22 protein-coding genes are annotated in these 21835 nt (G+C 70.8%); 13 read left to right on the top strand and 9 right to left on the bottom strand.

Annotated features, from left to right (window positions below; all coding sequences use genetic code 11):
- Positions 1-105: 105 nt before the first annotated feature.
- The 3 genes from ACFYZQ_RS22660 to ACFYZQ_RS22670 form a co-directional block, all read right to left on the bottom strand.
- Positions 106-1005, bottom strand: a complete 900-nt coding sequence (locus ACFYZQ_RS22660; RefSeq protein ID WP_389150499.1) for a hypothetical protein — start codon at positions 1003-1005, stop codon at positions 106-108.
- An 86-nt stretch (positions 1006-1091) separates the two neighbouring features.
- Positions 1092-1295, bottom strand: coding sequence for a DUF397 domain-containing protein (locus ACFYZQ_RS22665; protein WP_389150502.1), 204 nt, complete (start codon positions 1293-1295; stop codon positions 1092-1094).
- Positions 1276-2127, bottom strand: a complete 852-nt coding sequence (locus ACFYZQ_RS22670) for a helix-turn-helix domain-containing protein (RefSeq protein WP_389150506.1) — start codon at positions 2125-2127, stop codon at positions 1276-1278. The genes ACFYZQ_RS22665 and ACFYZQ_RS22670 overlap by 20 nt, the downstream gene beginning before the upstream one ends.
- Positions 2128-2247: 120 nt before the next feature.
- On the opposite strand from ACFYZQ_RS22670, the gene ACFYZQ_RS22675 reads away from it, so the two are divergent.
- Genes ACFYZQ_RS22675 through ACFYZQ_RS22685 form a run of 3 tightly spaced genes read left to right on the top strand, consistent with a single transcriptional unit; the run spans position 2248 to position 3597 of the window.
- A complete protein-coding gene (locus ACFYZQ_RS22675) occupies positions 2248-2874 on the top strand; it encodes an ATP-binding protein (RefSeq protein ID WP_389150508.1) in 627 nt (208 codons plus the stop codon).
- Between the two features lie 40 nt (positions 2875-2914).
- Complete coding sequence (locus tag ACFYZQ_RS22680; protein WP_389150511.1) at positions 2915-3202, top strand: ribbon-helix-helix domain-containing protein; 288 nt, start codon at positions 2915-2917, stop codon at positions 3200-3202.
- Entirely contained in the window at positions 3202-3597 is a 396-nt protein-coding gene (locus ACFYZQ_RS22685; protein ID WP_389150514.1) for a PIN domain-containing protein, read from the top strand. Before ACFYZQ_RS22680 ends, ACFYZQ_RS22685 begins: the two co-directional genes overlap by 1 nt.
- Positions 3598-3664: 67 nt before the next feature.
- On the opposite strand, the gene ACFYZQ_RS22690 is transcribed toward ACFYZQ_RS22685, so the two are convergent.
- The 3 genes from ACFYZQ_RS22690 to ACFYZQ_RS22700 form a co-directional block, all read right to left on the bottom strand.
- Entirely contained in the window at positions 3665-3808 is a 144-nt protein-coding gene (locus tag ACFYZQ_RS22690) for a hypothetical protein (protein WP_389150517.1), read from the bottom strand.
- Positions 3809-3992: 184 nt separating this feature from the next.
- Positions 3993-4178, bottom strand: a complete 186-nt coding sequence (locus ACFYZQ_RS22695) for a hypothetical protein (RefSeq protein WP_389150519.1) — start codon at positions 4176-4178, stop codon at positions 3993-3995.
- A gap of 214 nt (positions 4179-4392) precedes the next feature.
- Positions 4393-7344, bottom strand: a complete 2952-nt coding sequence (locus tag ACFYZQ_RS22700) for a BTAD domain-containing putative transcriptional regulator (RefSeq protein ID WP_389150522.1) — start codon at positions 7342-7344, stop codon at positions 4393-4395.
- Positions 7345-7554: 210 nt separating this feature from the next.
- On the opposite strand from ACFYZQ_RS22700, the gene ACFYZQ_RS22705 reads away from it, so the two are divergent.
- From ACFYZQ_RS22705 to ACFYZQ_RS22740, 8 genes are all read left to right on the top strand, one after another.
- Positions 7555-8802, top strand: a complete 1248-nt coding sequence (locus ACFYZQ_RS22705; protein WP_389150525.1) for an amidohydrolase family protein — start codon at positions 7555-7557, stop codon at positions 8800-8802.
- Between the two features lie 140 nt (positions 8803-8942).
- On the top strand, positions 8943-10412 hold the full coding sequence (locus tag ACFYZQ_RS22710) for an FG-GAP and VCBS repeat-containing protein (RefSeq protein WP_389150527.1): 1470 nt from the start codon (positions 8943-8945) through the stop codon (positions 10410-10412).
- A 110-nt stretch (positions 10413-10522) separates the two neighbouring features.
- Positions 10523-11476: an LLM class F420-dependent oxidoreductase gene (locus ACFYZQ_RS22715; RefSeq protein ID WP_389150529.1), complete on the top strand. Its 954-nt coding sequence runs from the start codon at positions 10523-10525 to the stop codon at positions 11474-11476.
- A gap of 17 nt (positions 11477-11493) precedes the next feature.
- Positions 11494-12264 (top strand): SDR family NAD(P)-dependent oxidoreductase, encoded by a 771-nt coding sequence (locus tag ACFYZQ_RS22720; RefSeq protein WP_389150532.1) that lies wholly within the window; start codon positions 11494-11496, stop codon positions 12262-12264.
- A 131-nt stretch (positions 12265-12395) separates the two neighbouring features.
- On the top strand, positions 12396-13514 hold the full coding sequence (locus ACFYZQ_RS22725; RefSeq protein WP_389150534.1) for an LLM class flavin-dependent oxidoreductase: 1119 nt from the start codon (positions 12396-12398) through the stop codon (positions 13512-13514).
- 9 nt (positions 13515-13523) lie between these two features.
- Positions 13524-15254 (top strand): amidohydrolase family protein, encoded by a 1731-nt coding sequence (locus tag ACFYZQ_RS22730; protein ID WP_389150537.1) that lies wholly within the window; start codon positions 13524-13526, stop codon positions 15252-15254.
- Positions 15251-16702 (top strand): aldehyde dehydrogenase family protein, encoded by a 1452-nt coding sequence (locus tag ACFYZQ_RS22735; protein ID WP_389150540.1) that lies wholly within the window; start codon positions 15251-15253, stop codon positions 16700-16702. Before ACFYZQ_RS22730 ends, ACFYZQ_RS22735 begins: the two co-directional genes overlap by 4 nt.
- 202 nt (positions 16703-16904) lie before the next feature.
- Positions 16905-17459, top strand: a complete 555-nt coding sequence (locus ACFYZQ_RS22740; RefSeq protein WP_389150542.1) for a DUF3455 domain-containing protein — start codon at positions 16905-16907, stop codon at positions 17457-17459.
- Here the strand turns inward: ACFYZQ_RS22740 and ACFYZQ_RS22745 are convergent.
- The 3 genes from ACFYZQ_RS22745 to ACFYZQ_RS22755 all read right to left on the bottom strand — a co-directional run bounded on the left by ACFYZQ_RS22745 (position 17441) and on the right by ACFYZQ_RS22755 (position 20501).
- Entirely contained in the window at positions 17441-17866 is a 426-nt protein-coding gene (locus ACFYZQ_RS22745; RefSeq protein WP_389150545.1) for a nitroreductase/quinone reductase family protein, read from the bottom strand. The genes ACFYZQ_RS22740 and ACFYZQ_RS22745 overlap by 19 nt on opposite strands.
- 104 nt (positions 17867-17970) lie before the next feature.
- The gene (locus ACFYZQ_RS22750) at positions 17971-18831 is read right to left on the bottom strand and encodes a thermonuclease family protein (protein ID WP_389150548.1); all 861 of its coding nucleotides are present in this window, start codon (positions 18829-18831) and stop codon (positions 17971-17973) included.
- 131 nt (positions 18832-18962) lie between these two features.
- On the bottom strand, positions 18963-20501 hold the full coding sequence (locus ACFYZQ_RS22755) for a CehA/McbA family metallohydrolase (protein ID WP_389150550.1): 1539 nt from the start codon (positions 20499-20501) through the stop codon (positions 18963-18965).
- 457 nt (positions 20502-20958) lie between these two features.
- Between ACFYZQ_RS22755 and ACFYZQ_RS22760 the strand changes: the two genes are divergently transcribed.
- A complete protein-coding gene (locus tag ACFYZQ_RS22760; RefSeq protein WP_389151345.1) occupies positions 20959-21456 on the top strand; it encodes an LLM class flavin-dependent oxidoreductase in 498 nt (165 codons plus the stop codon).
- Between the two features lie 140 nt (positions 21457-21596).
- Positions 21597-21803 carry a hypothetical protein gene (locus ACFYZQ_RS22765; RefSeq protein ID WP_389150553.1) on the top strand — a complete coding sequence of 69 codons (207 nt, stop codon included), beginning with the start codon at positions 21597-21599 and terminating at the stop codon, positions 21801-21803.
- Positions 21804-21835 lie beyond the last annotated feature (32 nt).

Here is a 21835-nt window from a genome sequence, read left to right on the forward strand (position 1 = left end):
GAGCCCTCGCCCCCCACCCACCGATCGCCGCTTAAGCCACCCGGCGTGCAGGCGAGGCGCGACCGCGCCCCCAACCAAAGAAGCGGGCGGCCCCACGGTCACCGCTCAATCGGCGGCCAGTGCACCCAGGGCGGCCCGGATCTCCCCGAGCATGTAGTCGGGCCGGTGGAAGACGTCTGCGGCGCTGAAGCGGAGGAGGTTGCGGATCTCCGGGCACTGGAGGAGTTGGTTGAAGCGGATGACGTCCTGGCGGTGGGCGTCGCGGGTGCCGTGGTAGGCGTAGCCCTCGATCTCCACGCCCAACCCCTCCCTCCGGAAGAGGAAGTCGAGGTAACGGCGTCGGCCGTTCGGGGTGCGTACCTCGGCCTGGCTGTCGGGGTGGAGCCCGGCGTCGTGCATGCGCAGGCGGGCGATGGTCTCGGCCGGTGACCCGGCGAGCGGATCGGTCAGCCGCAGCCACTCTCGGCCTCTGTCCGTGCCCCGCGCTCTGGCATCGAGGGCGTGCGCGATCGCGTCCTTCGCGATGATCGGAGGGCGGCGGAGCCCGCCGACCCTCCGTTCGGAGAGCGCGGAGTCCACGGCGACGACCGCTTCGTCCCTCGGGCCGTCTCGGAGCAGGTCGGCGAGCGTGCGGGTCGGGGGCGTGAGTCGCAGTCCCTGTCGTTCCCACACCTCGTGCGTGCCGAGCGGCAGCCGGTGTACGCGTACGTGGCTGTCGTCCAGGCGGGCGATGAGCTGAGGGTCTGTGAACTCCAGGGGTGCGCCGGAGATGCCGGTCAGGGTCTCGATCCGCCAGATCGCCGCCGCTGAACGGTGACTCACGACCAGCCGGGGTGCCATCAGTTGCACCGCTCGCAGCCGGGTGAGGAGGTCCGGGTCCCGTCCCGGCTCAGCCCAAGCGCCGTACCTGAGCCTCGTCCAGCCCTCGTCCTGCAGTGCCCGCGCCAGGCTCCCCCGGGGCCAGCCGGCCGCGACGGCCCGCGAGGTGAGGAGGATGCCTCCCACCGTCAGCGTTCGTAGGTCCCTCCGCTCCACCCGGCCAAGATCGCAGAAGCCCCAGCCTGCCGCTTGGCCTGTGGATAACCGGTGGGTCAGTCATTCAGGGAGCCGAGGAAAGCGATCCAGGTGAGCGGACGGAAGAGGAGTACGGGGCCGTCCTGGGCTCGTTTCGAGTCGCGAACGGGGATTCCGTCGGGGTGCTGGACGGCGACCTCGACGCATTCGCCGCCGCTGCCGTTGCTGTAGCTGCTCTTGCGCCACAGGGCAGTGCTCAGGTCAATCCTGGTGCTTGCCATCTCGGTAGTCCTCTGCCGCTTGTTCGACCATGGCCAGGGACGCCTCTGGCGGGAGTGCGGCGGCCCTGAGCAGATCGTACGACCTGCGGTAGTTCTTCACGAGCGCCGGATAATCGATGAGTTGGCCGTTGTGAAGCCCCTCGGTGTAGGCCACAGGCGGGGCGTCCGGGAAGGTCATGACCCTCATCATCCCCATCATGAAGGGGTGGGCGTGCGCCGTTTCAGGGAGGATCTGCAAAACCCCCTGGGTGGAGCGGATCACCTGAGCGGTGTGCTCCAACTGCACCGCCATCTCCGTCGGGCACAGGAGGGGCTTGCGAATCAGAGACTCATGCAACACCGCCCAGAACGCCGGACGCTCTTCACGTGCCCAGATCTCCGCGCGCTTCAGACGGGCACGGACCTGCTTGTCGACCGTCTCGGGCAGAAGCCACGGCAGCGATGTGTGAACGACGGCCTCCGCATATGCCTGCGTCTGGAGTAGCCCAGGCACGAGCATCGGCGCCCAGTCCTCGATCGACTCCGCATGCCGCTCCATCTCCGCCACATCCGCGAAGTACTCCGCATGCCCCGACTGCCGCGCCTTCCGGGCATCTTCACAGCGCCGCTCGAAAAAGCCGTCCGTCTTCAGCACCTTGTCGACGTGCCGGGCGAGATCCACCGGCATGCGCCGCTCACCGCGCTCGATCTGGCTCAGGAACGGGACGCCGCGGAAGCTTCCGCCCGCCAGTTGTTCGAGCGTCAGGCCCGCGAGTTCCCGCTGGTAGCGCAACTCGGCGCCGTAGAAGGAGGGGACGTTCGCGGAGGCGTCGGGGTCTTTGCGTGGGGGCACGACTCATCACCGCCGTTTGTCAGTTGCGCTTGCGCAGTCGAAACGGCTTCCAACGGTACGAGGGTCAGCGTCACTCTGTGACTGGTTCGTCACAGAAAGCACAGGAAGGTGTACTCGGCCGTGCCCCCACAGCCCTCCGTTCCGTCCCCCATCCCCACCTCCAACTCCGGCGTCTACGACACAACCCTGTGCGTGGAGGAACTACGCGACGCTCTCGCCGCCCACGGCATCACGCTTCCCTCCCTCAGAGTGGATCTGTCGAGTTTCGTGGCGACGTACGGGGCCCCGGCCGGCCTGGTCGCGCTCGGCAACTGCAACGTCGTGACCGCGCGCAAACTCGCGACGGCGTTGCGGGAGGATCGCGGGGTGTCGGCACCGCCGCCGCTGGACCTGGATCTCCTCGCGATGCCGGAGACGGTCGCGGCACTGCGCCGCACTCTCCGCAGGTATCTGGGCGCGTCTTCCCCGGATGTCGAGCTTTGCGTCACCGAGCTCGTCACCAACGTCATCCGGCATGTGGGGGAGGGCACCCTCGTCCGCGTACGGGTCGCCCGCACGGACAGCGCCCGGATCCGCGTCGAGGTCACAGACCCGGCCGTGGGTGTGCTGCCGCTGCCGCTGCCTGCGACGGATTCCGAGGAGGCCGGACGTGGGCTCCTGCTGCTCGATGCGGTGGCCGTGCGGTGGGGGGTGGAGCAGGGAAGTGCGGACAAGACGGTGTGGTGCGATGTGGCGGAGGCAGAGTGAGCGGCGGCGGAAGGGGGCGGGTGTCGGTATGGTGAGTGGTATGGCAACCAAGAAGTACACCGTAACGCTGCCGGAGGAGCTTGCCGAGGAGATCCGGCGAGAAGTGGGTTCCGGTGGGTTCAGTGCATATGTCACGCGGGCCATAGAGCGTCAGCGGGAGCAGGATCGGCTGGGGGAGCTGGTGGCCTGGATGCAGGAGGCGGGCGGTGCGCTGACGGAGGAGGAGCTCGCCGAGGCCGAGGCCGAGCGCCGGCGGCTCGACCGGCAGTTCGGTGAGCGTGCGGGCGCTTCACCTGGTGGGGGTCCCGATCTGCCGATGGCGGGCTGATGGGCGTCGGGACGTACGTGCTGGACTGTGAGGCGCTCTCCCGGGCCGTGCTGCGCGAGCGGAGGATGACGGCGCGGCTGAACGAGGCGCACCGGGCCGGTATCCGCGTCGTGACCAGCTCCATGACGCTGATCGAGGCCTATCACGGCCAGGTGAACCGGGCGGCCTGGTCCTGGGCGATGTCGCGGGTCGTGGTCGAGCCTGTGACGAGGGAGGTCGCAGAGGCCGCGGTCGTCCTCCTGCAGGACACGGGGCTGCACGGCCACAAGTACGCCATCGACGCGGCCCTGGCTGTGATCGCGGGGCGGCAGGTGGGTGGAGTGGTGGTCTTCACGTCCGATGAGGACGACATGGGGAAGCTGTGCGGGGGGCGGGTGGTGGTCACGGGGGTGTGAGTTCAGCGCTGGGCCGGGGTACACAAGGGGGCCGAGCTTGGGCTCGGCCCCTCGGTGACGTTCCGTGTCAGGGCATGTAGTGGTCGTGCGGGGCGACGGATTCCTGCCCGCTGACCGGCATGTAATGGTCGGCCAGTGCCGGAGTTGTAGCGACCGTAGTAGCACCGAGCACCAGAGCGATGGTGGCGAGGATCTTCTTGGTGCGGGTCATATCGGCTCCTGTGAGAGAGGGGACCTCAATGCGCTGAGTGACGCTAGCTTCAGGGGGGGGCGAATGTTCGAGAGGAACGAACGGTTCCCGCCACAAAACGGCTTGCATCTTTTTCCCGGGCACGCCTCGGCCGCGGCAGCTCCCCTCCGCGCTGCCGCGGCCGATCCCCGTCGGGAAATGAGGCTTACTTGGCGTCCAGGTCCAGCGCAGGTGGCGCGGGCATGTGGTTGTCCATCGTCTTAATGACGTCCGCAGCGGGCTCGGTCGGCATGTGGTTGTCGAGCGTGGCGATGGCCTCATCCGCCGCCGGCTCGCTGGGCATGTGGTTGTCCAGCGGAGTGGCGTCCGCGTCCTTCTTCGTGTCGCTCATGCGCTACGTCCTCTGCTTTGGTGACGGGTCAGGAACGCCCGCCCGGAAGCTCCCCCGAGGGCCGCCGGACGGGCGTACGGAGCCGCACATTAACCGGTTGGGCTCCGGGCCGGACTATCTGCCCCCCGACGCGATGGTCTGACAGGCAAGAGGATGCCGGGGGGAGATAAACGAATGCTGAACGTCCACGTTGGTCGGACGACGGGTCCGGGTGTCAGGCCGCTGCGCCGGACGTCAGCAACGCGCGTACGTCGGCCGCCTCTTGGGCGCCGTTCTGTTCGTAGAGGTGAAGAGCCTCGCGCCAGCAGGCCTTGGCTCGGTCCACCTGCCCAAGGGTGGAGAGCGCCCGGCCCAGAAGGGTCAGGACGTTGCCACGCATACGGTCGCCGCCAATGCAGCCCAAGGCAAGGGCTTGCTCGGCGTGTTGGGCGGCCTGTGCAGGGCGGCGGGCGGCCATGTGTACCTCCGCGATGCGGAAGTTGGTGGCGCCTTCCCAGAGCCGCTGTCGGTGATCACTGAAGATGGCCAGGGCGTCGGAGAATTGGCTGAGCGCTTCAGAGTGACGCCCGGCGCTGGTCAGCGCCACGCCCACGGCGAAGTGCCCGTTAGCGAGGCGCATGGTCCGTCCAAGCTCGATGTACACGGCCAGGCCGCGCATGGCTATCTCGACCGCATCCGAGATGTTGCCGGCACCCAGTTCGGCCCGCGAGAGGTTGGACAAGGCAGAGGCCTCACCGGGCCGGTTTCCGGCGGCTCGGAAGCCGTCGATGGCCTGCACGAACAGGGCCCTGCCGTCCGCATAGCGGCGTTGGTGCAGGCACGTGAGACCTCGGTTGTTGGCAACCCAACTGACAGCGGTGGAGTCTCGCTCCGCACCTGCCAGCTCCATGGCGACCCGCGCCTCCTCCTCCGCCTGCTGAATCCGCCCGGACACCAGAAGCACATCCGTGAGCACGGTCCGCGCCCGGCCCTCTGCCCGTGCATCCCCCGTCCCCCGAGTGGCCTCGCACATAGCCCGCGCAGTCGCCTCGTACTGATGCGAGTTCGCCCCGGACTCGGTCAGGTCCTTCGCCGCCCACAGCAGGTCAACCCCTCGCCGTAGCCGTCCCGTTCCCGCCGACTGCCGGACGCACGCCAGCAGGGGTGCCGCCTCCGTGTACAGCCAGTCCAGCGCCGCAGTCCCCTCGGTGAAACGCAACCCCGGGTACTCGGTAGCCTCCAAGTCGTCCACCAGCCGGTCCCCCGGCCGCTCGATGGCGTACACCCCCGCGGTCGTGGCCAGGTAGAAGTCCAGCAACCGCGACATCGCCGCATCCCGCTCGCTGGCCGGCTGTTCGTCCCGTTCCGCGCACGCACGCGCGTAGAGCCGAACCAGATCATGGAACCGATACCGCCCAGGCGCCGCAGATTCCAGGAGGGACGTGTCGACCAGGGCTTCCAGCAGGTCCTCGGTCTCGTCCGTGGGCAGGTCGAGTACCGCGGCGGCCGCCGCGAGCGAGATGTCCGGCCCGTCCGCCAGCCCCAGCAGCCGGAACGCCCGGGCCTGGGCCGGCTCCAGGGCGCCGTACCCCAGCTCGAACGTCGCCTTGACCGCCAGGTCACCCGCCTGGAGCTCGTCCAGGCGACGGCGTTCGTCCGCGAGCTTGGCCGCCAGTACCGACACCGTCCAGGTCCGCCGCGCCGCCAGCCGAGACGCCGCGATCCGGATCGCCAACGGCAGGAAGCCGCACGCCGCGACCACGTCCAGCGCCGCTTCCCGCTCGCTCGCCACCCTCTCCTCGCCCACGATCTTCGTGAACAGCGACAGCGCCTCGTCCGGGGACATCACGTCCAGGTCCACCAGATGGGCGCCCGCCAGGTCGACCATCCGGACCCGGGATGTCACGAGCGCCGCGCAGCCCTCCGTCCCCGGCAGCAGTGGCCGCACCTGCGCCGCGTCCTTCGCGTTGTCCAGCAGCACCAGGACCCGCCGGCCGTCCAGCACGGACCGGTACAGCGCCGCCCGTTCCTCCAGGGAGTCCGGGATCGCCGAGTCAGCGGTGCCGAGGGCCCGCAGGAAGGAGCCCAGTACCGTCTCCGGTTCCGCCGCCCGGGTGCCGGCGCCCTGGAGGTCGACGTACAACTGGCCGTCGGGGAAGGCGGAGCGCGCCTGGTGGGCCACGTGGACGGCGAGGGTCGTCTTGCCGACGCCTCCGATGCCGGCCAGCGCCGACACCGCCATCACCCGGCCCTCGGCGGAGGCCAGTACTTCGCTCAGCTCCGCGACGAAGGAGGCGCGGCCAGTGAAGTCGGGGACAGTGGCCGGGAGTTGCGCCGGGCGTACCGGTATCACCGCCGGTTCCGCCACCGGTGCCGAGGGCTCCGCGAGTGCCGGGTCCGCCTGGAGGATGCGCTGCTGGAGTTCGCGCAGGTCCGGGCGGGGATCCACGCCCAGTTCCTCTGCCAGGAGACGCCGGGTGTCCGCGTACACGGCGAGCGCCTCGGCCTGGCGGCCGCTCCGGTACAGCGCCAGCATCAGCAGCTCGCGCAGACGTTCCCGCAGGGGGTGGGCCGCCGTGAGCGCGGTCAGTTCCGACACCGCCTCCGCGTGGCAGCCCAGTTCCAGGTCCATGTCCAGGCGGGACTCCAGCAGCGACAGGCGCCATTCCTCCAGGCGGACCCGCTGCGCCTCCGCGTACGGGCCCGGCACGCCCGCCAGGGCCTCGCCGTCCCACAGGCCGAGCGCCCGGTTCAGTACCTCCCGCGCATGGCACAGGTCGGCGGCGCCGCGTGCCTTCTCCGCCTCCGCCGCCAGGTCCTGCGCGACCAGCAGGTCCAGCGCGCCCTCGTGCGGCGCGCGGACCGCGTAGCCGCCGGACTCGCTGACCAGCACGCCGGGGTCCAGGACCTTCCGCAAGCGCGAGGCGTACGTGCGGACCGCCGCCAGGGCCTGCGAGGGCGGCTCGGTGCCCCAGAGGGCGTCGATCAGTTCCGCGGCGGTCGCCGTGCGGCCCTCGCGCAGCAGCAGGGCGGCGAGCAGGGCGCGCTGCTGGGGGGAGCCGGTGCTGAGCGGTTCGTCGCCGCGCCAGGCGCGCACCGGACCGAGCACGCTGAAGCGCAACGCCGCGGGTTCCTCCGAGGAGGAGCCGGGGCGCCGCTGCTCCGGTACTCGCGGTACACCGTCCATGCGTTGGTCCCCCTAGGCATCCCGAACAACTCCGTCAGTTTGCCTTGTTCGGGGCGGATGCGTCAGCCGTGGGAGACGCCGATCACAGGCCGACTCACGGGAGTGCACAAGCCCCTCACATGCTCTGCGCACAGTTCCGCACAGACCTGACCGTCAACGATCATTTCTCCCTAGCTGACGGATCGTCAGATCAGCGCTACCGTCAGCGCCATGGACACCCAGACGCCCTTCCCGGAGATCATCTCCGTCGACGACCACACCGTGGAGCCCGCGCACGTCTGGCAGGACCGGCTCCCCAGGAAGTACCGGGACATAGGCCCTCGTATCGTCCGCGCGCCGCTGAAGGAGATGACCTTCCTCGGTGGCCGGTTCGCGCCCGTCATGGGGGCACCGGGCGACGACGGGCCGGTCGGTGACTGGTGGGTGTACGAGGATCTGCACCGGCCCCTCACCCGCCTCGACACCGCCGTCGGCTACAGCAGGGACGAGATCAGGCTCGAGGTCATCACGTACGAGCAGATGCGGCCGGGTTCGTACGACGTCCCCGCCCGTCTCGCCGACATGGACGTCAACCATGTGCAGTCGGCCCTGTGCTTCCCCACCTTCCCCCGCTTCTGCGGGCAGACCTTCACCGAGGCGAAGGACCGCGAGCTGGGGCTGCTGTGCGTGCGGGCCTACAACGACTGGATGGTGGAGGAGTGGTGCGGGCCCGAGGCAAGGGGGCGGCTCATACCGCTCACCCTCGTTCCCCTCTGGGACGCCGAGTTGGCCGCCGCCGAGGTGCGGCGGAACGCGGCCCGCGGGGTCCGGGCGGTCGCGTTCTCCGAGATACCCCCGCATCTCGGTCTGCCCTCCGTCCACACCGACGACTGGGACCCCTTCCTCGCCGCGTGCGACGAGACGGGCACGGTCGTCGCCATGCACATCGGTTCCAGCAGCCGTATGCCGTCCACCTCCGCCGACGCCCCGCCCGCCGTCGGCTCCACCATCACCTTCGCCAACTGCTGCTTCTCGATGGTCGACTGGCTGATGAGCGGCAAGTTCGAGCGGTTCCCGAACCTGAGGGTGATGTACGCGGAGGGGCAGATCGGGTGGATCCCGTACATCCTTGAGCGGGCCGACGTGGTGTGGGAGGAGAACCGCGCCTGGGGTGGCGTCGCCGACAAGGTCACCCGACCGCCGTCCGAGCTGTTCGCCGAGCACGTCTTCGGCTGCTTCTTCGACGACGCCTTCGGGCTGCGGAACCTGGACTCCATCGGTGTCGGCAACGTCCTGTACGAGACCGACTACCCGCACTCCGACTCCACCTGGCCGAAGTCCCGTGAGGTGGGCGAGGCGCAGATGGGGCACTTGGCGGCCGACGTCGTCGAGCGGATCGTACGGGGCAACGCGATCGGGCTGCTGGGGCTCACGGAGGACGGGCTGTGGCCCGGGAGCGGTGCGGAGGACGCCGGTTAACGGCCGGGGAATTCCCGGCGTCCTCCGGGGCAACCCCGTCGCCGCCCGGCGAGTCGTACAGGGCAACGGCGTGGGGATCTTGGGGACATTGGATCTCCCGTCTGTCATCGACCGGCAGGAAAACGGGAGTTGGGTTCCACATGAGCAAGCGCAGGTTTCGTTCCCGTCTCGGAGTCGTGGCCGCCGTGGCCGTCGCCGGGGCCGTCGTCGGCCCGGTGAGCGCGCACGCGGCCGGCACGCAGGCCAAGGCGCACAGCGTGCGCGCCGACTTCAACGGAGACGGGTACGCGGACCTCGCCGTCGGCGCCTCCTCGGGCAAGGTCGGCGGGCACGCGCGTGCGGGTTACGTGAGTGTCGTGTACGGCTCCAAGAAGGGGCTGGACACCTCGCACCGGCAGCTCATCAGCCAGGACACGGCCGGCATACCCGGCGGCGCCGAGGCCGACGACTACTTCGGCTCCGGCCTCGCCCTCGGGGACCTGGACGGCGACGGGTACACGGACCTGGTCGTCGGGGCGAGCGGCGAGGACGTCGGGTCCGTGCAGAACGCGGGCACGCTGACCGTCGTATGGGGCGGGAAGCAGGGGCTGTCCGGCGGCAAGGTGGTGGCCACCGGTGCCGAGGGCGACCGGGTCAACGCCCAGCACATCGCCGTCGGTGACTACAACGGCGACGGCCGTCCCGATGTCGCCGCGGCCACCCGGCTGCTCGTCGGCCCGTTCACCCGCACCGCCGGCGCCGACCACTCCAGCGACCTCTTCTTCGACGAGGACTACGGCACCGACGACATCGCCGCGGGAGACGTGGACCACGACGGCATCACGGATCTGGTCGCGCTCATCTACGACTTCGGCGAGGAGGGCGGGGCCGTCTACCAGCGCGTGGTCTACCTGCACGGCACCGAGGCCGGCCTGGGAGCACCGGTCACGCTGAAGAAGGCCGGCGGCGGCGTCGTCCCCGGCGGCTCCAGTCTCGGCATCGGTGACGTCAACAAGGACGGGTACGCGGACCTGGTCATCGGGCGTCCCGTCGAGCGCTCCGAGGACGACGACGAGGTGGACCCGGCGCGTCTCGGCGGCCAGGTCGGAGTCGTGTACGGCTCGGCCACCGGGCCCGACACCTCCCGCACCACGACCATCAACCAGAACACGGCGGGCGTACCCGGCACCTCCGAGGCCGGTGACGGCTTCGGCTGGGGCGTCTCCGTCGCCGACGTCGACGGAGACGGTTACGCGGACGTCGCCGTCGGCTCCCCGAACGAGGACATCGGCAAGGTCGCCTCGGCGGGCGCCGTCACCGTGCTGCGCGGCGGCAAGGGCGGGCTGACCGGCTCCGGCGCCGTGTCCTTCGACCAGAACACCCCGGGTGTGCCCGGCACGGCCGAGCAGAACGACTTCTTCGGCACCCACACCGCGCTGGTCGACACCGACCAGGACGGCCGCGCCGAGCTGTACGCCGCCGCCCACGGTGAGAACACCTTCGACGGCGCCGTCTGGGGCTTCCGCTCCACCGGCACCGGTCCGACCGCCTCCGGGTCCTTCGTCTTCGGGCCGGCCGCCCTCGGTGCGCCCGTGGCCGACGCCAACTTCGGGGACGGCTTCGCGCGCTGACGCGTTCCGCACCGCCCCCTCCCCAACCCTTGCCTGACGGATCGTCAGCTACGACGATGTGCCCAACGGTCGTCGCCTGACGGTCCGTCAGCCATGCAGAGGGGGTCGTCGTGCCCGCCCCACCCGAGGAACGCCGCGAGGAACGCCTCGCCTACGGGATCCAGCTCCCCGTCCAGTCCCAGAGCACCCTCTACACGGAGGCCTGGGAGGCCGACGCCACTCCCGCCGACCTCGTCGAGATCGCCCGCGCCGCCGACCGCGCCGGTTTCGCCTACCTGGCCTGCTGCGACCACGTCGCCATCCCGCGCCGCCTCGCGCCCGCGATGAGCACGGTCTGGTACGACCCGGTCGCCACCCTCGCCCACCTCGCGGCCGTCACCGAACACGTCCGGCTGCTCAGCCACGTCGCGGTCGTCGCCCTCCGGCACCCACTGGTCACCGCCAAGCAGTACGCCACCCTCGACCACCTCAGCGGCGGGCGGCTGGTCCTCGGGGTCGGCGCCGGGCACGTACGGGAGGAGTTCGAGGCGCTGGGGGTGGACTTCGAGCGGCGCGGCGCCCTGCTCGACGAGTCGATCGACGCGCTCCGGGCCGCCCTGGGGCCGGAGGAGTACCCCGAGCACCACGGCAAGGTGTACGACTTCGAGGGGCTCGGGCAGCGGCCCCGGCCCGCCCAGGACCAGGTCCCCCTCTGGGTGGGCGGCTCCTCGCCCGCCGCCGTGCGCAGGGCCGCCCTCAAGGGGGACGGCTGGCTGCCGCAGGGGGATCCGCGGGACCGGCTGCCCGCGCAGATCACCCGGATCCGGGAGCTGAGGGAGCGGGCGGGGATCGAGGCGCCGCTGACCGTCGGCGCGATCACCGAGCCCCTGTACGTCGGCCGGCCCTCCTGGGACACCGGCCGGCGCACCCTCACCGGCGCCCCCGAGGCCCTCGCCGAGTCGCTCCGGGCGTACCACGCGATGGGCGTGCACCAGATCCAGGTGCGGTTCCGGTGCCGGAGCCGCGCCGAACTCACCGACCAGATGGCCGCCTTCGGGGCCGAGGTCGCCCCCGCACTCGACTGACTCGACTGAGGAGAGACATGGCCAAGCTGGACGGACGCGTCGTCATCATCACCGGGGCGGCGCGCGGGCAGGGTGAGCAGGAGGCGCGGCTCTTCGCGGCGGAGGGCGCGCGGGTGGTCGTGTCGGACGTGCTGGACGACCAGGGGGAGGCGCTGGCCAAGGAGCTGGGAGCGCCGTACGTCCACCTGGACGTGAGCCGGGAGGAGGACTGGCAGGCCGCCCTCGCCGCCGCGCGGAAGGCGTACGGCCGGGTCGACGGGCTGGTCAACAACGCGGGCATCCTGCGCTTCAACGCCCTCGTGGACACCCCGCTGGAGGAGTTCATGCAGGTGGTGCAGGTGAACCAGGTGGGCTGCTTCCTCGGGATGAAGGTGGTCGCGCCGGCGATGGCCGAGGGCGGGACCATCGTCAACACCGCCTCCTACACCGCGCTGACCGGTATGGCGGCCGTGGGCACGTACACCGCCACCAAGCACGCGGTCCTCGGGCTCACCCGGGTCGCCGCACTGGAGCTGGCGCACCGGAAGATCCGCGTCAACGCCATCTGTCCGGGCGCCATCGACACCCCCATGTCCAACCCGGCCCGGCTGGACCCGGACGCCGACCCCGAGGAGACCACCCGCGCCCTGGACGAGCTGTACCGCAAGCTCGTGCCGCTGGGCCGGGTCGGACGGCCGGAGGAGGTGGCCCGGCTGGCGCTGTTCCTCACCTCTGACGACTCCTCGTACATCACCGGGCAGCCGTTCGTGATCGACGGCGGGTGGCTCGCGGGAGTGACCGTCATCTGACCACCCGCCGTAGGGCTCGGACATCTGATCTGACGAGCCGTCAGCTATTGACGGTGCATGCGGGCGGTGCAACAGTCGGGCGGCAGGCAATCTGACGGTTCGTCAGTAAAGCGTAGGGACGGTGATCCGCCTTGGAATTCGGGCTCTTTGTACAGGGATACGTGGGCAAGCGAGCCGAGACCGACCCGCTGGCCGAGCACAAGGCACTGATGGAGGAGACCGAGTACGTCATCCAGGCGGACAAGTCCGGCTTCAAGTACGCCTGGGCGTCCGAGCACCACTTCCTGGAGGAGTACTCGCACCTCTCCGCCAACGACGTCTTCCTCGGCTATCTCGCCCACGCCACCGAACGCATCCACCTCGGCTCCGGCATCTTCAATCCGCTCGCCCAGGTCAACCACCCGGTGAAGGTGGCCGAGAAGGTCGCCATGCTCGACCACCTCAGCGAGGGCCGCTTCGAGTTCGGCAGCGGGCGCGGCGCCGGCTCTCACGAGATCCTCGGCTTCCTCCCCGGCATCACCGACATGAACTACACGAAGGAGATCTGGGAGGAGACCATCGCCGAGTTCCCCAAGATGTGGCTCCAGGACGAGTACGCGGGCTTCCAGGGCAAGCACTGGCAACTGCCGCCGAGGAAGGTGCTTCCCAAGCCGTACGGCAAGTCGCATCCGGCGATGTGGTACGCGGCCGGGTCCCCGCCCTCGTACGCCATGGCCGCGAAGAAGGGGCTCGGGGTGCTGGGCTTCAGCATCCAGAAGGTCTCCGACATGGAATGGGTGCTGGAGCAGTACAAGACGGCGGTCGTGAACGCGGAACCCGTCGGGGACTTCGTCAACGACAACGTGATGGTGACGACGACCGCGATCTGCGCGCCCACGCACGACGAGGCCATCCGTATCGCGGCAGCCGGCGGCCTGCACTACCTGCCCTCCCTCGTCTTCCGCTACCACGACACCTTCCCGCGCCCGGAGGGCTTCCCGGAGTGGCCGGAGACGCTCCCCGAGTACACCCCGGAGTTCGTCGAACTCCTCGTCGAGGAGGAGCTGTTGATCTGCGGCGACCCCGACGAGGTGCTCCGCCAGTGCAAGCGGTGGGAGCAGGCGGGCGCCGACCAGCTCAGCTTCGGGCTGCCGGTCGGGGTGCCCAAGGAGGAAACGCTGCAGACGATCCGGCTGATCGGCGAGCACGTCATCCCGAAGATCGACACGGACCCGGTCCACCGGACCACCCGGTTCCGGGAAGCGGCATAAGGGGGGACCGTGCTGGATCACGTCATCAGGGGGGCGACCGTCGTCGACGGGACGGGCGCCCCCGCCCGCACCGCCGACGTGGGGCTGAGGAACGGCCGGATCGCCGCCGTCGGGAAGATCACCGAGGAAGCCCGGACCACCGACGACGCGCACGGCCTCGTCCTCACCCCCGGCTTCGTCGACCCGCACACCCACTACGACGCCCAGCTCTTCTGGGACCCGTACGCCACGCCCTCGCTCAACCACGGCGTGACGACGGTCGCCGCCGGCAACTGCGGCTTCACCCTGGCCCCGCTGAACCCCGACCGGCCCGAGGACGCCGACTACACCCGCCGGATGATGTCCAAGGTGGAGGGCATGTCCCTGGTCGCGCTGGAGGAGGGAGCGCCCTGGAACTGGCACACCTTCGGCGAGTACCTGGACGCCCTGGAGGGCCGGATCGCCGTCAACGCGGGCTTCATGGTGGGGCACTGCGCGCTCCGCCGGTACGTGATGGGCCCGGACGCGGTCGGCGGGCAGCCCACGCCGCATCAACTGGAGCAGATGCTGCGCCTCTTCCACGAGGCGATGGACGCGGGCGCCTGGGGCCTGTCCACCACCCAGTCGTCCACCCACTCCGACGGCGACGGCCGCCCGGTCGCCTCCCGTCACGCCCGCCCCGAGGAACTCCTCGCCCTCGCCCGGGCCGTCGGCGAGCATGAGGGCACCCAGATCGAGGCGATCGTCGCGGGCTGCCTCGACCAGTTCAGCGACGCCGAGATCGATCTGTTCGTGGAGATGAGCGCGAGCGCCGGACGCCCTCTGAACTGGAACGTCCTCACCGTCGACGCGGCCGTCCCCGAACGGGTGCCCAGGCAGATGTCGGCGAGCGAGCGGGCCCGCAAGGCGGGCGGGCGGGTCGTCGCCCTCACCATGCCGATCCTCACCCCGATGAACATGTCGCTGGGCACCTTCTGCGCGCTGAACCTGATCCCCGGCTGGGGCGAGATCCTCGGCCTGCCCGTCCCGGAGCGCATCGCCCGCCTTCGTGACCCGGACGTCCGGGCGGAGATGCTGCGCCGCGCCGACTCCAAGGAGGCGGGCGTCTTCCGGCGGCTGGCGAACTTCGGGCGGTACGTCATCGGGGACACCTACAGCGACGCCAACCGCGGACTGACCGGGCGCGTGGTCCGGGACATCGCCGAGGAGCGCGGCCAGGACCCCTTCGCCTGCCTGGTCGACATCTGCGCCGCCGACGACCTGCGTACGGTCCTGTGGCCCATGCCCACAGACAACGATCCGGCGTCCTGGGCCCTGCGGGCGGAGACCTGGCAGCACGAGGACGTCCTGCTCGGCGGCTCCGACGCGGGCGCCCACCTGGACCGCATGTGCGGGGCGCCCTACACCACCCGGTTCCTCGGGGACTGTCTGCGCGGCCGGAAGCTGGTCGGGCTCGAACAGGCGGTGAAGATGCTGACGGACGACCCGGCACGCCTCTTCGGCCTGCGTGAGCGGGGCCGGATCAGGGAGGGCTGGCATGCGGACCTCGTCCTGTTCGACCCGCAGCGGATCGACGCGGGCCAGGCCACCCTGGTGCACGACCTGCCGGGTGACAGCCCACGGCTGGACTCCAAGGCCATCGGGATACGGTCCGTCCGGGTCAACGGGGTCGAGGCGATCCGGGACGACGTGGTGACCGGGGCGGTACCGGGACGGGTGCTGCGCTCGGGGCGGGACACCCGGACGGTGAGCACCAAGTGAGCGAAGGCCAGCGGCTGTTCATCGGCGGCGCCTGGGTGGAACCGGACGCCGGCCACTACGCGGTGACCGACCCGGCGACCGAGGAGTCCGTCGGCTGGGCTCCGGAGGCCACCCGGGACCAGGCACAGGCGGCCTGCGCCGCGGCCCGTGAGGCCTTCGGCCCCTGGTCCGCCACCCCGCCCGAGGAACGCGCGGCGGTCCTCGCCCGGGCCGCCGACCACATCCGCGCCCACCTGGCGCCGTACACCGACCTCGCCCGCGCCGAGACCGGCGCCACCACCGGCACCGCCCGCGCGATGCAGATCGGGGTGGCCGCGGCCCGCTTCCGCCGGTACGCCCGCGTGGAACCCGCCGAGTGGGCGATCCCGCCGCAGATCAACGAGGCCGGACCGATGGGGAAGGCGGGCGTGATGGGCGCGCTGGCCGTGCGGCAGCCGGTCGGCGTCGTCACCTGCGTGACGTCCTACAACAACCCGTGGGCCAACCCGGCCGGGAAGGTCGCCCCGGCGCTCGCCATGGGCAACACGGTCGTGGTGAAACCCGCCCCGCAGGACCCGCTGTCCGTCTACCGCATGGCCGAGGCCCTGGAGGCGGCCGGGGCGCCGCCCGGCGTTGTGAACGTCGTCTCCGGCCGCGAGGTGGCCGTGGGCGAGGCGGTCGTGGCCTCCCCCGACGTCGACATGGTGAGTTTCACCGGCTCCACGGCGGTCGGGCAGCGCATCGCCGAGGTGTGCGGGCGGGGCATGAAACGGCAGCTGATGGAACTCGGCGGGAAGGGCGCGGCGCTCGTCTTCGACGACGCGGACATCGCGTCGGCGGTGGCGGGCATCGGCACCACCTTCTCCTTCTACAGCGGGCAGATCTGCACGGCGCCGACACGGGTGCTGGTGCAGCGGGGGGTGTACGGCCGTCTCGTGGACGGACTGGCCGCGTACGCACGGCGGTTGGAGGTGGGGAACCCGAGCGAGCCGGACACGGTGGTGGGGCCGGTGATCTCCGCGGCACACCGGGACCGGGTGGAGTCGTACGTGGAACTCGCCCGCAAGGAAGGCGCGACGGTGGTCACGGGCGGCGAACGCCCACCGCTCGACCGCGGCTTCTACGTCGCCCCGACACTCCTCGCCGACTGCACCAACGACATGCGGGCGGTCCGCGAGGAGATCTTCGGGCCGGTGGTGTCGGTCGTCCCCTTCGACGACGAGGAGGAGGCGGTCACCCTCGCCAACGACTCCGACTACGGCCTCATCGACTACGTCTGGTCCGGCGACGTGGCCCGTGCCTTCCGGGTCGCCCGGCGGCTGCGGGCCGGCGGCGTGGGGATCAACACCGTCGGCCGCAACATGGAGGCGCCGTTCGGGGGGTTCAAGAAGAGCGGGGTCGGCCGGGACGTGGGGGTGTACGCCCTGCACGCCTACAGCGAGGTGCAGGCGCTCGTCTGGCCGGGATGAGGTGTTCGAGCGGCCCCGGTCGCCTGCCCTTTCGGGCGGCCATGGCCTTACCGAGGTCTTACGGGTGGGGCAAAGAACGGGAAACCGGCTCCGCGAGGGGGACGGGGTCCGTAGCGTCCGGAACACAGAGGGACGGCCGGTTCTCCGATGACCGGTCGCCCCTCTTCCCGGCACGCATGCAACCGTTCGGAGACCACCTTTCATGAAGCTCCGCAAGCGACTCGCTCTGACCACCACGGCCGTCGCCGCCGCAGCCGCCACCACCCTGCTGGGCACGACCGCCGTCCACGCCGCGTCCGCGCGCCCCGCCCACATCCCGGCCCTCCACGCCCCCGCCGCACTCCAGGTACCCGCCGGCAACCGGCTGAGCGGGGTCTTCTCCGCGCACGGCGTGCAGACGTACACCTGCGCCGACAACGCCTGGAAGCTTCTGGAGCCCGCCGCGACGCTCTCCAAGAGGAGGGACCCCGCCCACCGCCCGGTCGCCCTGCACTCCCGTGGTCCCGTATGGGTGTCCACGGTCGACGGCAGCGCGGTCAACGCCTCGGCGGTCGCCACGTCCCCGAAGGAGGGCGCCGTACCCGAGCTGCTCCTGAAGGCCACGGCCACGCGCGGAACCGGGACGTTCGCGGACGTCACCTACGTCCAGCGTCTCGACACGGTGGGCGGCCTGGCCCCGTCCGCGGCCTGCAGCGGTACGGGTCAGCTGTCCGTGCCGTACTCGGCGACGTACGCGTTCTACAAGCCCGCCGGCTGACGGCCCGTCGCTCCGTCGGCGAGATCGACCCGGATCGTCAGAAGCTGCGTCCCCAGCGCCCGCACCGCCGCGCTGTTGCCCCGGGGCAGCAGGCGCAGCCGGGCGACCGGGTCGTCGTCGGGCATCAGCTGGGCCGTGCCGGTGTGCCACCGCCCGCGGATACGGACCCGCACGGCCGGGTTCGCCTGGATGTTCCTGACGTACTGCGACCTCTCCCCGAACTCCGACACCAGCCAGAAGGAGTCTCCGACCCGGCGGCCACCGACCGGGGTCTGCCGGGGCAGGCCGGAGACGCGGCCGGTGGTCTCCAGGACCGTCTGGAGGGGGAGGCGGCGCGTCACCGGGTTGGCCAGATGGCGCTGGAAGGCGGTGGCGGCGCGGAAACGGAGGTCGGCGAGACGGGACATGGGCGGGAAGCTCCCTCGGGATGGGCCCTGACGGGCTTGACCTGTAAGCGCAGCTTCCACGCTACGTTCGACAGTCCCTCGCCTGTCCCTCGCCTGTCCCTCGTCTATCCCTCGTCGAAGACGAGGTCTTCGGCGGGGTGCGTCATCCGGATGGTGTGTCCGTTGGTGATCTTGACGACGACGTCCAGGCCGGTGGTGGAGTGGCCGGTGGACAGGATGAAGAAGCGGTCCTTCTTCTGGGCCAGGAAGGCCGGGAAGCCGGTCAGCGACGAGTCGCCGAGGCGCAGGTAGTCGACGAGGCGGCGGAACAGCTTGGGCAGGATGACCACCTGGTCGGTGACCGACGTCATGCCGGTGATCTTCGCGCCCTTGGTGGTCACGTCCTGCGGCCACAGGCCCTTCTTGTCCTTCTGCGCCTGGTGGACCACGTCGGTCAGTTCGTTCCGCAGATCGGGGAAGAGGTTGCGGTAGTAGGTGGGGTAGGCCAGGCCGGTGGCCAGCAGGTGGTGGTTGGCCGTCTTCCGCAGCAGCGACACGTCGACGTTGATCCACGACCCGCTGGGCTTGGGAGACTTGCCCTTGCCGACGAGGGCGATGCAGCGGCCGTGCAGGTCGGCGCCTCTGGTGAGGATGAAGCCGGGGACCTGGTCGGGGGTCGCGGCGGTGACGGTCTCGTCCTGGTCGCGCTGAACGTTCTTGAAGCCGAGCCACTTGAGCAGTTCCGCGGATGCCGCGTGCGCGAACTCCAGCGGCTGGTGAACCCGCGGTGCGGTGCCGTAGTGGGTTTCCAGGGCGTCGATCGCGTCGAGCCTCAGTTGGTTGGTGCCCAGGTGGTTGCGCTGGACCCGGTGGGTGCCGTGGAGGAGGTCCCACTCGGTGGGATCGCTCGGGGTGAAGTGGAGGGAGTCCCCGTCCGGCTGGGCGTGGAGCACCTGGAACGAACCCTGGATCAGCAGCATCGGCATGTGGGTCCCCAACGGGTGAGAGGTGGGCGCCGCATGACGTCACATGAAGCGCGTAACGATGCAAAGCTAAGCATTGCATGTGAATACGGCAATTTATGACAATCCGGCGGGTTGAGGGAGAGGTGTCGCGCTCATCCATCCCACCGCCCCAGGAAAATCGGGTTCGTCAGCGCGGCCAGTGCCCCCGGCACCGGACCCGCCGCCGTCTCGTGGCGCAGCTCGGCCCGTACGTACGCCGCGTAGGCCGGGGTCGTGCGCCACTCCACCACCCCCGAGCCCGACACCGGGAACGGGTCGCTGGTCAGCAGGACGCCCTGGTCGGTGACGATGCGGGCCGTGCAGCGCGGGGCGCCCGATGCCTCCAGGCGGACCGTCACAGGGGTGTCGGGGTCGGCCTTCAGTCGCTCTCCGATGCCGGCATGCCGGCCCCGGCCGTCCGACACCGTGAAGGTCAGGGAGAGGTTCTTGGACTCCGCGACGTACGAGCGGCCCGCGCGGATGCCCTCCTGGATCGCCTCCCGGGTCAGGTCGTCGGCCAGGACGACGGTCTGGGGGCTGCCGACCACGTCCGGGTCGCGGTGGGCGTCGCTGTTGCCCATCGCCGGGAGCCACACCCGGCCGTCCTCCAGGCCCTCCCGCCCCCGCCCCTCCCGTACGTAGGCGACGAGCAGGTTGTCCCAGTCGGCCAGTGTGACCTCGTCGTCCGGTGTGTAGGGGCCGTTCCACACCTCCACGGCGTCCGCCTCGCCGAAGCCGAACTTCCAGCCGCAGCCGACGCAGGTGGCGTGCGGGTGGGCCGGGACCACCAGGCCGCCGGCTCGGCGGATCTCCCTCGCGAAACGGCCGAAGCGGTTGTCCCGTGCCCGGTAACGCCAGTCGACGAAGGTGCCGGGGTCGGTGCCGAGGGCCACCACGTGGCCGTTCCTCGTCGTGACCTCCTCGCCGAGCATGACCAGCAGGTCGTCCCCGGCGGCGTCCGCCCAGTGGGCGTGGGAGGAGTGCGTGTTGTGGTCGGAGGTGTTGATGAAGTCCAGGCCCGCCGCCCGGGCGAGGGCCGCGATCTCGGCCGGGGTGCGGCGGCCGTCGGAGTGCCAGGAGTGCAGGTGGCAGTCGCCCCGGTACCAGGCCCGGCCCCGGCCCCTGGCCCGGGCGGGCGGGTACGCGGGCGGAACCGCTGCCCCCGGCTCGCCATAGGTCAGCGTGATCGTCAGCTCGTACGCCAGGCCCTGTGGCGCCACCGTGTAGGGGCCGAGGGCGACGTGCCACGTGCCCTCCCGCACCGGTCCGGGGAGGTAGCCCGGCGTGGCGTCGTCCGCGCGGAGGAAGAACTCGGTGCGCGCCCCGCCCGACCAGCCCCTGAAGCCCCGGCCGCCGAGTTCGGTTCCGTGCTGGTCGAAGATGCCGATGTCGAGGGCGTTGCCCTGGGTGCCGGCCGGGACGGACGGCTTGTCGTAGGTGTAGGAGACCTTGAGTTCCCTCACACCCGGGGGTACCTCGACGGGTACGTACACGAAGTCCGGGGAGCCGGGCGGCAGCGTGCCGCGTACTGTCCGGGTCTCCTGTCCCTGCCCGTCCGCGGCGGCGAAGCTCACGCTTCCCAACGTAAGCGCGGCCGCCGCTCCCGTCACCAACAGGGCACGTCTTCCGATGCCGTGCGCGTCTTCACACATGGGGTCACCGTCCGGTACGGGCGTGAACTCGCCCCGTATGCAAGGGAATCGCGAGGCGAAGGCTTGTCATGGACGCAATGCGGAGGTGGATGTGCCGACCAGTCGGTATGGACACGGCGCCTGGGCAGCGGCTGGCGCCAAGTGCTGGCCGGGGAGTACGCACAAGGGCGGTTTACCTCGATCGGGTGATCGTGGGCCTCCCGGCTTGCGGCGTCCTGGGCCGTTCGGGCTACGGTGATCGTGCGATCTGGGACGCCGGGTATGGCGCCAGCGTGCGGGGCCCCCGCTCCACCAGCGTGATGGTTCGGGGCCTCCCCGTCGCCTCTGGCCACACCCACTTGGCCAGGTCGTGAGGGAACCGGCCTCCCGGGATCGGACCACGGACAGGATCCGTGTCGCTGCCCCGGGGTCGAGTACGCCGGGGACCAGTGCGCCCACAACCGTTCGGGGTGCGCGGCTGAGCAGACCCACTCATGCTCAGTCCACAGGAACGGTGGAGTGGGGTACGCGGCGGGAACTGGTCCGGGACCGGATGGCGCTGATGCGGGCGCTGTGGGCCGAGGAGCCGGCCGGGTACGCGGGGGAGTTCGGGAGCGTGCGGGCCAGTCACGCCCATCCCAAGCCCGCGCAGAAGCCGCGCGGGCCGGTCGTTGGGCCCCGGACGCTCGTCGGCGGGGCCGCGGGGCCGAAGCTGTTCGCGCACGTCGCGGAGTACGCGGACGGGTGGCTGCCGATCGGCGGGTGCGGGCTGACCGAGTCGCTGCCGGTGCTGCGCGCCGCCTGGGCCGACGCGGGCCGCGACCCGGCCGCCCTGCAGGTCGTGCCGTACGCCGTGCAGCCGAGTCCGGGCAAGCTCGCGCACTACGCCGAGCTCGGGATCGAGGAGGTCGTGGTGCAGTTGCCGCCGGTGGGGGAGGCGGGGGTACTGCGCGCGCTCGACGTGATCCAACCGTAAGATGTCGAGCCGGGTTCGCATCGGATCGGCGTCTGACCACCGCTGATCGAAGGGTGCGGCCCGTTCGTCCTGTCGTGGCGCACCGTCCGGCAGGCAGGGGTGTGCAGCGGGGGGAGACTTCACTTGGGCACGGTCGCGTCATGAGGCTGATCTGGCTGGTGCGCCTCGCGTTGCACATCAACGAATTCGGTTACAGCAAGGGGCCGTTGATCGGCACCTTCGGCACGGTCGCCGTGTTGCTCGGCGCCCTGCTGGCCGGTTCCTCGCTGCGCCGCCACAGGCCGGCCGACCTCATCGCGGGCGGCGCTGTGTGCGCCGTCGGCATCGGCTGGCTCGCCCTTCACTGAGCGCGGCGGCGGTGGAGCGCGGGGGCGGCCCC

Origin of the sequence: Streptomyces sp. NPDC001843 (assembly GCF_042891955.1) — a bacterium.
GTDB lineage: Bacteria > Actinomycetota > Actinomycetes > Streptomycetales > Streptomycetaceae > Streptomyces.